Here is a 14,595-nt window from a genome sequence, read left to right on the forward strand (position 1 = left end):
CCCACTTCGGTTCTTCATGCATGCGCCGTGGCGCATCCGCGCATGGACTAGTGCTTCGTTGACACTTTCGCTTTCGTTATGGTTTGATGTATTTACGAAATAATGTTTGGTTTGCAATAAACATTAGTCGGCAGCATCGGCGTTCCGGTGCGACGCATCGCGCAGCGGGGCAATAGTTCAGACGTCATCAATCCTCCTGTCGGCCGGGATTTCCCGGTGAGGGGCGATTTTTGTGCTCGGGGTTCAGGAGACACCCGCGCTGGCGGTGCGGGTACAAACCACTTTAAGAAAAGCCCTGAAGGAGAAGTATCCATGACGTTCAAATTGAAGTCGCTGCCCTTCGCGATCACTTGCGCGATCGCCAGCGGCGCGCTCGCCGGCGCCGCTCCTGCCATTGCGCAGACCACGGAAACCGCAGGCGCGGCCCCGCAGCGCGTGGTCGTGACCGGCTCGCTGATCAGCCGTTCGGACCTCGAAACCCCGAGCCCGATCCAGGTGATCACCGCCGAGGAAATGGTCAAGACCGGCAAGACCTCGATCGCGGAAATCCTGAGCGACCTGGCCGCCAACGGCCAGGGCGCGCTCGGCACCGGCTTCCCCGGCGCCTTCGCCAACGGCGCCTCGGGCGTCTCGCTGCGCGGCCTGACCGTCGGCCTGACCCTGGTGCTGATCGACGGCCACCGCATGGCGTCCTACCCGCTGTCGGACGATGGCCAGCGCTCCTTCGTCGACGTCTCGTCGATCCCGTTCGACCTGATCGACCGTGTCGAAGTCCTGAAGGACGGCGCATCGGCGCTGTACGGTTCGGACGCGGTGGCCGGCGTGGTCAACATCATCCTGAAGAAGAAATTCAATGGCACCCGCTTCAATGCCGAGGCCGGCAATTCGCAGCACGGCGGCGGACGCACCAAGAAGGCGTCCATCACCACCGGTTTCGGTGACCTGGACGAGCAGGGCTACAACGTCTTCGCCAGCGTCGAATACCGCGACTCCGGTGCGATCAAGCTGTCGCAGCGCGACCACCGCGAGTGGGCCAGCGGCGACTACCGCTCGCGCGGCGGCTACGATGTGCGCCGCGGCATCCCGACTCCGCTGAACAGCTTCCTGACCGCGGCCAGCACCCCGTTCCTGTACAACGATACCGGCGCCGGCGGCGTCAACAATCCGGCCAACTACCAGTTCCTGGACCCGAGCTGCAACTTCCAGCTGTACCGCGCCGGCCAGTGCAGCGTGCGCGACACCTGGTCCTTCCTGCAGCCCGCGTCGGACAACCTGAACATCCTGGTGGGCGCCACCAAGAAGCTGGGCGACAACTGGACGCTGTCCACGAAAGCCTCGATGTTCGAGCGTCACAGCGCCAACAACCGCGGCACACCGGCGACCTTCGCGCCGACCACCTTCGCCGGCACCACGACCTATGTGAACGGCAAGCTGACCCCGGGCGTGGGCCGCATCGCCAACACCCGCATCCCGGCCGCCAATCCGCTCAACAGGCTGGGCGCCCCGGCGCGCCTGTACGGCTACATCAACGAAGCCGGCGCAGCCACCTCGACCGACAACACCTCGCGCTCGACCCGCTTCGCCGCCGACCTGAACGGCAGCGCCATCGGCTGGGACGTGAATGCCGCGCTGGGCTACAGCAAGGTCAAGACCGAGATCGACTACAGCGGCTACATCGACCGTCCCGCGCTGCAGGCGGCCATCCTGAACGGCAGCTTCAATCCGCTCGGCGGCAACCATCCGGGCGTGATCGCCCAGGTCTCGCCACGCTTCTCGAACACCCTCGAGTCGGAAATGACCTACTTCGACGCCAGCGCCAGCCGCGAACTGATGCAGCTGGGCGAAGGCTCGCTCAAGGCGGCGGTCGGCGCGCACTGGCACAAGCGCGAGCAGAACTCGCCTGCGGCAGGTCCGACCCTGACCGGCCAGGTGGCCAACACCACGGCCTTCGTGGTCGGCGAGGAAACCAACAGCGCCGTGTTCGCCGAACTGGGCGCGAATCCGATCAAGAGCCTGGAACTGAGCGCCTCGGCGCGCTACGACCACTACGACACCTATGGCAATTCGTTCACGCCGGCGGCCAAGTTCAAGTGGTCGCCGTCGAGCAAGATCGCGCTGCGCGGCACCTTCGCCAAGGGCTTCCGCGCGCCGAACCCGGCCGAAGTGGGCAACGCCGGTTCGTTCTTCCTGTTCAACGGCATCAACGATCCGATCCTGTGCGCGGACGGCAACCGCAACACCGCCGGCAACGTGCCGGCGGCCTGCGGCATCCAGCCGACCTACGTGCAGACCACCGACAACGATGTCGAGCCGGAAAAGGCAAAGAGCTACACGCTGGGCCTGCTGGTCGAGCCGATCAAGGACATGTCGGTCATCGTCGACTACTACCGCATCAAGATGACCGGCCAGATCACCTCGGCCGTGACGGTGCCGGGCTTCACCCCGACCTGGGTGCGCAACCCGGTCGTGCCGATGGATATCTCGGACGGCAAGGGCGGCACCTTCGTCGGCACCCCGTCGGTCGGCACCATCGCCTACGGTCCGACGCCGTACATCAACGTCGGCGGCGTGGAAACCCATGGCGTCGAACTGGATTGGTCGTACCGCCTGCGCCTGGGCTCGCTGGGCAACCTGCGCACCAGCCTGAACTTCAACCACATGTTCGGCTACGAGATCGATACCGGCAAGGAGAAGATCCAGCTGGCCGGCACCCACGGTCCTTCGGCGGTCGGCGGCAACACCGGCAATCCGAAGAACCGCGCCAACTTCACGCTGGGCTGGGACCGTGGTCCGCTGAACATCACCACCACCGTGAACTGGGTCGACAAGTACTCGGCGCTCGATCCGTCGGTGGGCGCCACCGACTGCAAGACCGCGGCGCACGACGTGGCCGGACGCACCTTCTTCGACCTGAACGGCACGCCGATCAACTACTGCACCATCCGTTCGTTCGCGAGCACCAACCTGAACGTCACCTACAAGCTCAGCGAAAACCTGATGCTGAAGGGCACGATCCTGAACGTGTTCGACCGCGAGCCGCCAGTCGACGTCGCCACCTACGGCAGCGCCGGCAACAACCTGAGCCAGTACAACTCGGCCATGCACCAGGCCGGCGCGGTTGGCCGCTACTTCAGCCTCGGCCTGAACTACACGTTCTAACCGGGTAGTCGTCTACAACCCCGGTGGCAGGTCAGCCTGCCACCGGGGTTTTTTTATTTTTTGGGTCGGGTTCGCGCGCCTACTATATATATAGGCGCGCGCCGCCTAGATCGCACCCCAGGCGCCGGCCAGGATCGCCAGCGCGGCCAGGCCGGCGGTCTCGGTGCGCAGCACGCGCGGCCCCATCGACAGCGCCAGCGCGCCGGCCGCCAGCGCCGCATCTTCTTCCTCGGCGGTGAAGCCGCCTTCGGGGCCGACCAGCAGGGTCACGGCCTGGGGCGGCGTGGCCTGCGCCCAGCCGGCCAGGGACTGGATGGCGCGCGGGCTCAGCAGGATACGGGGGCCATCGGCGGGGCTGGCCAGCCAGGGATGCAGGTCGGCCAGCGGATGCAGGCGCGCCAGCCGGTTGCGCCCGCTCTGCTCGGAGGCGGATACGACCACGCCTTCCCAGTGGGCCTGGCGCTTTTCGGCCCGTTCGCCCGAGAGCCGCACCACGCTGCGCCGGGCCGCCAGCGGCTGGATCGCCGCCGCGCCCAGTTCGACCGCCTTTTCGACGATCCAGTCCATCTTCGATCCTTCCGGCAGCGCCTGGGCCAGGGTGACGGGGTAGGGCGCCTCGACCTCGACCGCCTCGAAGGCGTCCAGCCGCGCGCTGGCGCGCTTCTTGCCGATCTCGGCCAGGGTGGCGCGGTACTGTCCGCCTTGTCCATTGAACAAGGTCAGCGCCGCGCCCGGTTGCAGGCGCACCACGTGCAGGTGGTGGGCGACCGGCTCCGGCAGGTCGATGGTGGCGCCTTCGGCGAGCGGCTGGGGACAGTAAAAACGGGGCATGCAGGACCTGGGGATGAGGAACAAAAGCTGCATTTTAATTCGGCAGCACACTGGTCTGGTAAAATAACGGGCTACGGCCAGCTCCATCGCCACCAAATTCCATTCCCTGCCTATTCCTGTTCATCGCACCGTTAATCCATGAAACCTACGCAAACCACCACCATGATGGCCAACGCGATCCGCGCGCTGGCGATGGACGCTGTCCAGAAAGCCAACTCGGGCCACCCGGGCATGCCAATGGGCATGGCCGAGATCGCCGTTGCGCTGTGGGACAAGCACTACCGCCACAACCCGGCCAATCCGGGCTGGATGAACCGCGACCGTTTCCTGCTCTCGAACGGCCATGGCTCGATGCTGCACTATTCGCTGCTGCACCTGGCGGGCTACGACGTCTCGATGGACGACCTGCGCGACTTCCGCCAGCTGCACTCGAAGACCCCGGGCCACCCGGAAGTCGGCATCACCCCCGGCGTCGAGACCACCACCGGCCCGCTGGGCCAGGGTATCGCGAACTCGGTCGGCATGGCGCTGGCCGAGTGGCTGCTGTCGTATGAATTCAACCGCCCCGGCTACGAGGTGGTGGACCACTACACCTACGCCTTCCTGGGCGACGGCTGCCTGATGGAAGGCATCTCGCACGAAGTGGCCTCGCTGGCCGGCACCCTGCGCCTGAACAAGCTGATCTGGCTGTACGACGACAACGGCATCTCGATCGACGGCCGTGTCGAAGGCTGGTTCACCGACGACACCCAGAAGCGCTTCGAGTCCTACGGCTGGAACGTGATCCCGAAGGTGGACGGCCACGACGTCGCCGCCGTGTCGGCAGCCATCGAGCAGGCCAAGGCGTCGGACCGTCCGACCCTGATCTGCTGCAAGACCATCATCGGCAAGGGCTCGCCCAACCTGGAAGGCGGCGACAAGGTCCACGGCGCCCCGCTGGGCGACAAGGAAATCGCCGCGGTGCGCCAGCACCTGGTGTGGGATCCGATCCCGTTCGACATCCCGGCCGACCTGTACGCAGCCTGGGACGCCAAGGAACGCGGCGCCAAGCTGGAAGGCGAGTGGAACACCCTGTTCGGCGCCTACCGCGACGCCCACCCGCAGCTGGCCGCCGAATTCGAGCGCCGCATGAAGGGTGAACTGCCGGGCAACTTCAGCGAGGTGCTGGACGCCGCCATCGCAGCCTGCGTCGACAAGAAGGAAACCATCGCCACCCGCAAGGCGAGCCAGAACGCGATCCAGGCGCTGGCCCCGAGCCTGCCGGAATTCCTGGGCGGCTCGGCCGACCTGACCGGCTCGAACCTGACCAACTGGAAGGAATCGCTGGCGGTGCGTTCGGGCATCCCGGGCAACCACATCAACTACGGCGTGCGCGAATTCGGCATGGCCGCGATCCAGAACGGCGTGGCCCTGCACGGCGGCTTCATCCCGTTCGGCGCGACCTTCCTGACCTTCTCGGACTACAGCCGCAACGCGCTGCGCATGGCGGCCCTGATGAAGATCCGTTCGATCTCGGTGTTCACCCACGACTCGATCGGCCTGGGCGAAGACGGCCCGACCCACCAGTCGATCGAGCACGTCTCGTCGCTGCGCCTGATCCCGGGCCTGGACAACTGGCGTCCGTGCGACACCGTCGAATCGGCGGTGGCATGGGGCGCGGCGGTGCAGCGCAAGGACGGCCCGACGACCCTGATCTTCTCGCGCCAGAACCTGCCGTACATGGAACGTGACGCGGCCCAGGTCGCGAACGTCGCCAGGGGCGGCTACGTGCTGCGCGACGCGGCCGACGCAAAAGTCATCCTGATCGCGACCGGTTCGGAAGTCGAACTGGCGGTCAAGGCGGCCGACGCGCTGGCAGGCGAGGGCATCGCCGCGCGCGTGGTCTCGATCCCGTCGACCGACGTGTTCGAGCGCCAGGACGCCGGCTACAAGGCGAGCGTGCTGCCGCGCGGCGTGCCGCGTGTTGCCATCGAGGCAGGCGTGACCGATTTCTGGTACAAGTATGTCGGCCTGGAAGGGGCGGTGGTCGGTATCGACACCTTCGGCGAATCGGCTCCGGCGCCGGTGCTGTTCAAGCACTTCGGCTTCACCGTCGAGAACGTGGTCGCCAAGGCCAAGGCTGTCATCGCAGCGTAAATGCCGCCAGGGCGGGGCGCCGCAGAGGTGCCCCGCCCTGAAGTTCTTCCGTAGGGAAAAAGGTTTTTTTTCTAATCAGGAGCAGAGTAATGACGATTAAAGTTGCAATCAATGGTTATGGCCGCATCGGCCGCAACGTCCTGCGCGCTTTCTACGAAGGCGGCAAGAAACAGGACATCCAGATCGTGGCGATCAACGACCTGGGCAACGCAGAATCGAACGCCCACCTGACCCGTTACGACACCGCGCACGGCAAGTTCCCGGGCACCGTCACGGTCGATGGCGACAAGATGATCGTCAATGGCGATCCGATCCGCGTGTTCGCGCAGCGTAACCCGGCCGAAATCCCGTGGGGCGAGCTGGGCGTGGACGTGGTCCTGGAGTGCACCGGTTTCTTCACCACCAAAGAGAAGGCATCGGCCCACCTGAAGGGCGGCGCCAAGAAGGTCATCATCTCGGCGCCGGGCGGCAAGGACGTGGACGCGACCATCGTGTTCGGCGTCAACCAGGACGTGCTGAAGAGCACCGACACCGTGATCTCGAACGCATCCTGCACCACCAACTGCCTGGCCCCGCTGGTCAAGCCGCTGCATGAAGCCATCGGCCTGGAAACCGGCCTGATGACCACCGTGCACGCCTACACCAACGACCAGGTGCTGTCCGACGTGATGCACGAAGACCTGCGCCGCGCGCGTTCGGCCACCCAGTCGATGATCCCGACCAAGACCGGTGCCGCCGCCGCGGTCGGCCTGGTGCTGCCTGAGCTGAATGGCAAGCTGGACGGCTTCGCGATCCGCGTCCCGACCATCAACGTCTCGCTGGTCGACCTGACCTTCATCGCCAAGCGCGACACCACCGTGGAAGAAGTCAACCAGCTGATGAAGGCGGCAGCGGAAGAGGGCGCCCTGAAAGGCATCCTGACCTACCAGACCGAACCGCTGGTCTCGATCGACTTCAACCACAACCCGGCATCGTCGAACTTCGACGCGACCCTGACCAAGGTGTCGGGCCGCCTGGTGAAGGTGTCGTCGTGGTACGACAACGAGTGGGGCTTCTCGAACCGCATGCTCGACACCACTGTCGCGCTGATGAACGCGAAGTAATCCACGGCCAAGGCCAAAAAGGAAAGCGCCCTGCGGGGCGCTTTTCTTTTGGTCTGCGGGTCAGGAAGAACTTACTTGCCCGGCCATGGCGTCAGGATCTCCGCGCCGTTCTTCGTCACCGCAATCATGTGCTCCCACTGCGCCGACAGGGAGCCGTCGCGCGTCATCACGGTCCAGCCATCCTCCAGCTGCACCACGTCTTCCGCGCCGATATTGATCATCGGCTCGATGGTGAAGGTCATGCCCTCCTTGAGCAGCAGCCCGGTGTTCGGACGCCCGTAGTGCAGCACCTGCGGTTCCTCGTGGTAGACGCGGCCGATGCCGTGGCCGCAGTAGTCGCGCACCACCGAGTAGCCCGCGGCTTCGGCCAGCTTCTGGATCGCGTGGCCGACGTCGCCCAGGCGTGCGCCGGGGCGCACCGCGCGGATGCCCGCCATCATGGCGTCATAGGTGGTCTCGACCAGGCGCTGCGCCTCGGGGCTCGGGGTGCCGGCGAAGTACATGCGGCTGGTGTCGCCGTGCCAGCCGTCCTTGATCACGGTGACATCGATATTGATGATGTCGCCGTCCTTGAGCACTTCCTTCTCGCTCGGGATGCCGTGGCAGACCACGCCGTTGATCGAGGTGCACAGGGTCTTCGGGAAGCCGTGGTAGCCGACATTGGCCGGGGTCGCCTTCTGCACCTTGCGGATGTAGTCGTGGCAGCGGCGGTCCAGTTCCTCGGTCGACACGCCCGGGACGACGTATTCGCCGATCATTTCCAGCACTTCGGCCGCCAGCCGGCCCGCCACGCGCATCTTGGCCAGGTCTTTGTCGTTCTTGAGTTTGATCATCGCATGCAAAAAAAAAGCGCCGGCCAACGGCCGGCAAGCCGCCATGATACCTTGTCGCGCGCAAGCGGTGGCGCGGGAGTGGAAAATGCCCGCCCGGCATGGCCGGACGGGCATCGATCAGGCGTCCAGCCCGGCCCTTGCGGACCGGGAGTACTGCTTAGAACGACTGGGTGTAGCGGACGTAGACGAAGCGGTCCAGCGGCAGGTCGGCGTCGACCGGTGCGGCATCGGCGCCGCCGCGGTAGGTCACGCGCGGGCCCTTGTCGAACAGGTTGTTGATGCCGAGTGCGATGCGGCCGTTCCACGGGGTCTTGTAGCCCACGTTGACGTCGTGGTAGGTCAGCGAGCCGAGCTTGTTCACGCCGGTGCCCCATTCGCCCTTGTCGTTCAGGCGGTTGCACTCGATGCCGGCTTGCACGTCCCAGCACTCGTCGTTCACGCCGCTCTGGTAGCGCGCGGTCCAGGTGGCGCTCCAGTTGCCCAGGCTCCAGTCCAGCGACATGTTCGACTTCACGCGGTTGTAGAAGTAGTCGCCCGCACGGTTATACCACTGCGCGTCCGCCGAATTCTTGACCATGTACGAGTCGACGTACGAGGTTTCGCTGCGCACGGTGAACTGGCCGTACTGGGTGCGCGGCAGGCGGTAGCCGAGCGCCACGTCGAAGCCTTCGGTCTTCAGCTGGCCCAGGTTGGCGTTGCCGCGCGACAGGTTGATGATGGCGCCGGTCGCCGGATCGCGCTTGATCGCGTTGCAGAACGAACCCACGCCCTGGATGTAGCACTGCTCGACGACGTAGTTCGCGGAGATCTCGCTGATGCGGTTGTCGACCTTGATGTTGTACCAGTCCACCGCTGCCGAGAAGCCCGGCAGCCAGGACGGGCTGTAGACCAGGCCCAGGGTCGCGGTGGTGGCGGTTTCCGGTTGCAGCGAGGAATTGCCGGCGCCGGCCTGGAACGGGCTGCCGCCCTGGGCGCCGCCGACGCTCTTGATCGGAGCGCCGGTCTGGTCGATCTGGCGGAAGTTGTTCGGCACGCCCGCGGCCAGGCAGCGCGCCAGCACGCCCGGGTTGCGGCCGGCTTCGCCGAATCGGGTGTCGCAGGCGTCCAGGTAGGTGTCGTACGACTGGGTGCCGCCACCGAAGGTATCGCCCACGGTCGGCGCACGGAAGCCTTCGGCATAGGTACCGCGGGTCAGGATGTCCTTGACCGGCTTGTACATGAAGCTGATCTTGCTGTTGGTCGTGTTGCCGAAGTTGCTGTAGTCCGAGTAGCGGGTGGCCAGGTTGAAGCTCAGGTGTTCGGCGAAGCGCACGTTCTTCAGCACCGGGATGTTCGCTTCCAGGTAGGCTTCGCGCACGATGTACTTGCCGAAGGTCGGGTTGCCCGCCAGGTCGGTCGAGAAGCCGGATTGCGCGAACTGGTCAGGACGGTCGTAGCCTTCGACTTCGCGGTGCTCGACACCGCCCGCGACCGCGAGCGCGCCGGCCGGCAGCTGCAGCACTTCACCGGAGAGATCGAGGTTGGCGCTGCTGACCTTGCTGCCGAAGCTGGCCTGGCCGTTGGACATCACATAGGCCAGCGCTTCCGGCGTCGAGGCCGACGGGCCGCCCAGGATGTTGAACGGCACGCACTCTGCCAGCGCGATCGGCTTGCCCGGAGTGCCGCACTGGATCTGGCCGGACGCGTTCCGGAACGACGGTCCCAGCGCCTTCTTCAGGTTGAACAGGTTGAGGTTGCCGGTGCTGTTGGAGGTGCCCGACACCTCGTTGTAGTTGTAGGCGGCGCTCCAGTTCCACGGCAGGCCGCGCAGCTCGAAGTTGCCTTCCAGTGCGGCATCCAGGTGCAGGGTGCGGCTTTCGTTCTCGGTCACGCGCGGCACTTCGATCGTGCGGCGGTTGAAGAACAGATCCTGGCCATTGCCGGCGCCCGCTACCTGGTTGCCGTATGGATTCCAGTAGTGGTCCTTGTCGACATAGACGGGGAAGCCCGGCTGGCTGTCCGAGCGCAGCGGGTAGCCGGCCAGCTGCTGGGTCGACTTGCGCTGCGAGTACATCGCGGTGGTGCTGAGGGTGATGTCCTTCGGCAGCTGGATCCGGCCCTTGGTGAAGATCGTGTCCAGCTTGTTCGGCATGATGAACGTCGTGTCCTGCGACGTGTTGTAGCGGTCGTCAGCGCCGGTGCCGGTCGCGTGGTAGTTGGCCGGGTTGCGCGGGTCGGCGCCGACGCCCTTGCCGTCATAGCTGCCGGTGTGGTTCAGGACCTTGTTGAAACCGGTGCCCGGGCCGCCGTTGGCGGCGACCGGACGGATCTGGCCCCATGGGCCGACGCCCAGGCCTGCGGTCGGGTGGTTCGGGCCGCCGGTGGTCGAGGTGATGTTGCGGGTGCCCGGCCAGACCGCGCCCTGGGTGGTGTGCGACAGGCCGAACATCAGCGAGGCCTTGTCGTCGCCGGCGCCATAGGTCAGCGAGAAGTCCTTGTTGCGGCCGTCGGCCTTTTCGTTGGCGCCGGTGTACAGGCTGATCTGGCCGCCGGTCAGCGATTTCTTCAGGATGATGTTGACCACGCCCGCGATCGCGTCCGAGCCGTAGATCGACGAGGCGCCGTCCTTCAGGACTTCGATGCGCTCGATCATGGCTGCCGGCACGGTGGAGACGTCGGTGAAGCCGTCCACGGTCTGGGTCCAGCGCTTGCCGTCCACCAGCACCAGCAGGCGCTTCGATTCCAGGTTGCGCAGGTTGATGTACTGGCCGCCGCTTTCGCGGTTGCTGTTCAGGGCGCCGCCCTTGCTGAAGGCCGGTTCGCCGCCTGCCGACGACAGGTTGCTCAGGATGTCGCCAACGGTGACCAGGCCGCTCTTCTGGATCTGTTCCTGGCTCATCACCTGGATCGGTTGCGCGGTTTCCAGGTCGACCTGGCGGATGCGCGAGCCGGTGACTTCGACGCGCTGCAGTGGCTGCCCGGCTTCCTGGGCGGTGGCAACGTGCATGCCGAGGGTCATGCCGCCCAGGCAGATCGCGCGGATCGACCGGGACAAAGTTTTTTCCATCATTTACAAATTTCTCCGAGTGTTGAACATGGCAAAGCCAGTCCCCCTGGCTGTTGCCACGGTGACAAAGTCACAAAGGTCCTCGAAATTTCTTTTCCGGGGTTAGGTAAAAAATTTCGAGGCGGCAATCAGAGCATTTGCGAGAGCAGGGTGTCAATACAGAATATGTACGAATATGTACAATGTTGCGTAAACGTGAAACATTCTTGGTTTCAATTCGAAAGTCACTGACTGTCCGAATACCGTTCGTTCAAAAGCAAAAAAGCCCTCCCGGCTCACGCCGGGAGGGCTTTTTGCGCAATTATATTGCGATTAGAACGACTGGTTGTAGCGGACGTAGAAGAAGCGGTCCAGCGACAGGTCGGCATCCACGGACGAAGCGTCGGCTTGCGTGTTGTACACGATGCGTGGCTTCTTGTCGAAGATGTTGTTGATACCGAACAGGATGCGGCCGTTCCACGAGGTCTTGTAACCGACGCTCAGGTCATGGATGGTGACCGAACCCAGCTTGTTGGCGCCGGTACCGAAGGTGGCTTCGTGGTCAGGCATGTTGCACTCGATGCCTTCGTCACGATCCCAGCACTGGTCCTTGACCGGGCTGTAGTAGCGGAAGCCCCAGGTCGCGTTCCAGTTGCCCAGTGCCCAGTCGATCGAGGTGTTCGACTTCACGCGGTTGTAGAAGTACTCGCCGGCGTACTCGTTCCAGTCCGAACCGGCACTGCTGCGGGTACGGAACTTGTCGACGTACGAGGTTTCGTTACGCACGCTGAACTGGCCGTAGGCGGTACGCGGCAGGCGGTAGTTGACCGCCAGGTCCAGGCCTTCGGTTTCCATCTCGCCCAGGTTGGCGTTGCCGCGCGACAGGGTGGTGATCTGGCCGGTGATCGGGTCACGCTTGATCACGCTGCAGAAGTTCGTGTTGCCTTCGATGAAGCACTCGTTGGCCACGTACTCGGCGGTGATCGCGGTGATGCGGTTCTCGACCTTGATGTTGTACCAGTCGAGGCCGAGGCTGAAGCCTGGCAGGTACGACGGGCTGTACACGAAGCCGACGGTCTTGGTGGTCGCGGTTTCCGGTTCCAGGAAGCTGTTGCCTGCGCCCGAGTTGAAAGCCACCAGGGACTGGGTACCGTTGGTGCTGGTGATCGGGGTGCCTGCCTGCTGCAGCTGGCGGTAGGTTGCGCTGGTGCCGGAGGCAACGCAGCGCGCCTGCACGGCCGCGTTGCTCGACGCTTCGCCGAAGCGGGTGTCGCACGGATCCAGGAAGGTGTCGAACGACTGCGAGCCGCCGCCGAAGGTGTCGCCCAGGGTCGGTGCACGGAAGCCTTCAGCCCAGGTACCGCGGGTCAGCAGGTCCTTGACCGGCTTGTACATGAAGCTGGCCTTGCTGTTGTTGGTCACGCCGAAGTTGCTGTAGTCGGAGTGGCGGGTCGCCAGGTTGAAGCTCAGCAGTTCAGCGAACGGCTTGTTCTTCAGCACCGGGACGTTCAGCTCGGCGTACGCTTCGCGCACGGTGTAGCGGCCGTAGGTCGGCTTGCCCGACAGGTTGGTCGAGTAGCCCGACTGTTCGAACTGGCCAGGGACTTCCGAACCCTTGACTTCGCGGTGTTCGACACCGACTGCCAGGCCGACGGCGCCGGCCGGCAGCTGGAACAGTTCGCCGCCGATGTCGGCGGTGGCGCTGTTGATGGTCGAACCGTAGGAACGCTGGTCGATCGAGTTGACGTAGGCCAGGGCTTCCGGGGTCGAGGCCGATGGGCCGCCCAGGATGTCCCATGGGGTGCACTCGGACAGGCCGATCGGCGCAGTCGGGGTGCCGCACTGCACGACGCCGGCGGCGTTGCGGAACGACGGGCCCAGCGCTTTCTTCAGGTTCAGCAGGTTGATGTTGCCGGTGCCGGTCGCCGAGCCCGAAACCTTGTTGTGGTTGAAGCCAGCGCTCCAGTTCCACGCCAGGTCACGGACCGCGAATTCGCCTTCCAGCGTCGCATCGACGTGCAGGGTGCGGTTTTCGTTGTCGGTGATACGCGGCATCTCGATGGTGCGGCGCTGGAAGAACAGGTCCTGGCCGAGGCCGGCGCCAGCAACCTGGTTGCCGTACGGGTTGTAGTAGCTGTCCTTGTCGATGTAGACCTTGTACGCGGCCTGCGAGGTCGACTGCAGCGGGTAGCCGGCGATCTGCGAGGTGGACTGGCGCTGCGAGTACATCGCGGTGGTCTTCAGGCGCATGTCTTTCGGCAGGGCGATTTCACCCTTGACGAACAGCGTGTCGAGCTTGTTCGGCGACAGCAGGTGCATGTCCTGGCTCGAGTTGAACTTGTCCGCCGCCGCGCCGGTGTAGGCGTGGTAGCTGTTCGGGTCGCGCGAGTTGGCGCCGACGCCGACGCCGTCATAGGTGCCGGTGTGGTTCAGGATGCGGTTGAAGCCGCCGGTTGCCGGGTTCGTGTTCGAACCGCCAGCCGCGTTCACCGGGGTGATGCGGCCCCATGGCGACGCGCCGAGGCCGTCGAACGGGTGGGCCGGACCGTAGGTGGTCGAGGTGATGGCGCGGGTCGATGGCCACACGACGCCTTGCTCGGTGTGCGACAGGCCGAACATCAGCGAGGCCTTGTCGTCGCCGGCGCCGTAGCTCAGCGAGAAGTCCTTGTTCTTGCCGTCGTTCTTTTCGTTCTGGCCGGTGTACAGGGACAGCTGGCCGCCCTGCATGTTCTTTTTCAGGATGATGTTGATCACGCCTGCGATCGCGTCCGAGCCGTAGATCGACGAAGCGCCATCCTTCAGGATTTCCAGGCGCTCGATCATCGACGACGGGATGGTCGACAGGTCGGTGTAGCCGTCCACGGTCTGGGTCCAGCGCTTGCCGTCCACCAGGACCAGCAGGCGGTTCGAACCCAGGTTGCGCAGGCTGACGTACTGGCCGCCAGCTTCGCTGTTCGAAGTCAGGGCGCCGCTGCGGCTGAAGTCAGGCGCGCCGGCCGACGAGAGGTTGTTCAGGATGTCGCCGACGGTGACCAGACCGGTTTTCTGGATCTGTTCCTGGCTCATCACCTGGATCGGCTGGGCCGTTTCCAGGTCGACCTGGCGAATGCGGGAACCGGTAACTTCGACGCGCTGCAGCGGCTGCTCGGCTTGTTGAGCGTAAGCAGCGTGCATGCCGAGGGTCATGCCGCCAAGGCAGATCACGCGGATCGACCGGGACAGGATTGTTTCCATCATATTGCAAAACTCCTAGGGGTGAAAACGCGGCCGTACTGGGTTGCAGTACAGCCTATCGGGAAGGGTCGCTCGGCGACCGATTAAAAAAATGCGCTCAACTGTTGGTTCAACGAATTTTTAAGTTTGCAATAGAAACATTCAGGACTCGGCAGTGTCAATGTATATGCATCTCGTTTTTCAGATATGTTGCGGAAACGCGTAATTACCGTTTAACTGTTGGTCGCTTATTGACGCCGCGGTCAGTTGTCGTTCTAAATTTCTATAAAGCAAA

At 64.5% G+C, this 14,595-nt stretch carries 7 protein-coding genes; 3 read left to right on the forward strand and 4 right to left on the reverse strand.

The genetic code is table 11. From position 1 onward, the window contains the following. Positions 1 to 312: 312 nt before the first annotated feature. On the forward strand, positions 313 to 3,159 hold the full coding sequence (locus H162_RS0100950) for a TonB-dependent receptor (protein ID WP_020651567.1): 2,847 nt from the start codon (positions 313 to 315) through the stop codon (positions 3,157 to 3,159). A 105-nt stretch (positions 3,160 to 3,264) separates the two neighbouring features. Here H162_RS0100950 and H162_RS0100955 read toward each other — a convergent pair whose 3' ends face one another. Beyond that, on the reverse strand, positions 3,265 to 3,990 hold the full coding sequence (locus tag H162_RS0100955; RefSeq protein WP_020651568.1) for a 16S rRNA (uracil(1498)-N(3))-methyltransferase: 726 nt from the start codon (positions 3,988 to 3,990) through the stop codon (positions 3,265 to 3,267). A 138-nt stretch (positions 3,991 to 4,128) separates the two neighbouring features. Between H162_RS0100955 and tkt the strand changes: the two genes are divergently transcribed. After that, complete coding sequence (gene tkt / locus H162_RS0100960) at positions 4,129 to 6,126, forward strand: transketolase (RefSeq protein WP_026354083.1); 1,998 nt, start codon at positions 4,129 to 4,131, stop codon at positions 6,124 to 6,126. Positions 6,127 to 6,215: 89 nt separating this feature from the next. Beyond that, a complete protein-coding gene (gene gap, locus H162_RS0100965; protein ID WP_020651570.1) occupies positions 6,216 to 7,229 on the forward strand; it encodes a type I glyceraldehyde-3-phosphate dehydrogenase in 1,014 nt (337 codons plus the stop codon). A 71-nt stretch (positions 7,230 to 7,300) separates the two neighbouring features. Here the strand turns inward: gap and map are convergent, their stop codons facing one another. The 3 genes from map to H162_RS0100980 all read right to left on the reverse strand — a co-directional run bounded on the left by map (position 7,301) and on the right by H162_RS0100980 (position 14,324). Beyond that, positions 7,301 to 8,062 (reverse strand): type I methionyl aminopeptidase, encoded by a 762-nt coding sequence (gene map / locus H162_RS0100970; RefSeq protein WP_020651571.1) that lies wholly within the window; start codon positions 8,060 to 8,062, stop codon positions 7,301 to 7,303. Between the two features lie 157 nt (positions 8,063 to 8,219). Next, positions 8,220 to 11,096 carry a TonB-dependent receptor plug domain-containing protein gene (locus tag H162_RS0100975; RefSeq protein ID WP_020651572.1) on the reverse strand — a complete coding sequence of 959 codons (2,877 nt, stop codon included), beginning with the start codon at positions 11,094 to 11,096 and terminating at the stop codon, positions 8,220 to 8,222. A gap of 324 nt (positions 11,097 to 11,420) precedes the next feature. Next, the gene (locus tag H162_RS0100980; protein ID WP_020651573.1) at positions 11,421 to 14,324 is read right to left on the reverse strand and encodes a TonB-dependent receptor domain-containing protein; all 2,904 of its coding nucleotides are present in this window, start codon (positions 14,322 to 14,324) and stop codon (positions 11,421 to 11,423) included. Positions 14,325 to 14,595: the final 271 nt, after the last annotated feature.

Source organism: Massilia niastensis DSM 21313 (assembly GCF_000382345.1).
GTDB lineage: Bacteria > Pseudomonadota > Gammaproteobacteria > Burkholderiales > Burkholderiaceae_D > Telluria > Telluria niastensis.

Excerpts from the sequence above, each read along its gene's own strand:
- H162_RS0100950 (WP_020651567.1), top strand. The coding sequence starts at position 313 with ATGACGTTCAAATTGAAGTCGCTGCCCTTCGCGATCACTTGCGCGATC.
- H162_RS0100955 (WP_020651568.1), bottom strand. The coding sequence starts at position 3,990 with ATGCCCCGTTTTTACTGTCCCCAGCCGCTCGCCGAAGGCGCCACCATC.
- tkt (WP_026354083.1), top strand. The coding sequence starts at position 4,129 with ATGAAACCTACGCAAACCACCACCATGATGGCCAACGCGATCCGCGCG.
- gap (WP_020651570.1), top strand. The coding sequence starts at position 6,216 with ATGACGATTAAAGTTGCAATCAATGGTTATGGCCGCATCGGCCGCAAC.
- map (WP_020651571.1), bottom strand. The coding sequence starts at position 8,062 with ATGATCAAACTCAAGAACGACAAAGACCTGGCCAAGATGCGCGTGGCG.
- H162_RS0100980 (WP_020651573.1), bottom strand. The coding sequence starts at position 14,324 with ATGATGGAAACAATCCTGTCCCGGTCGATCCGCGTGATCTGCCTTGGC.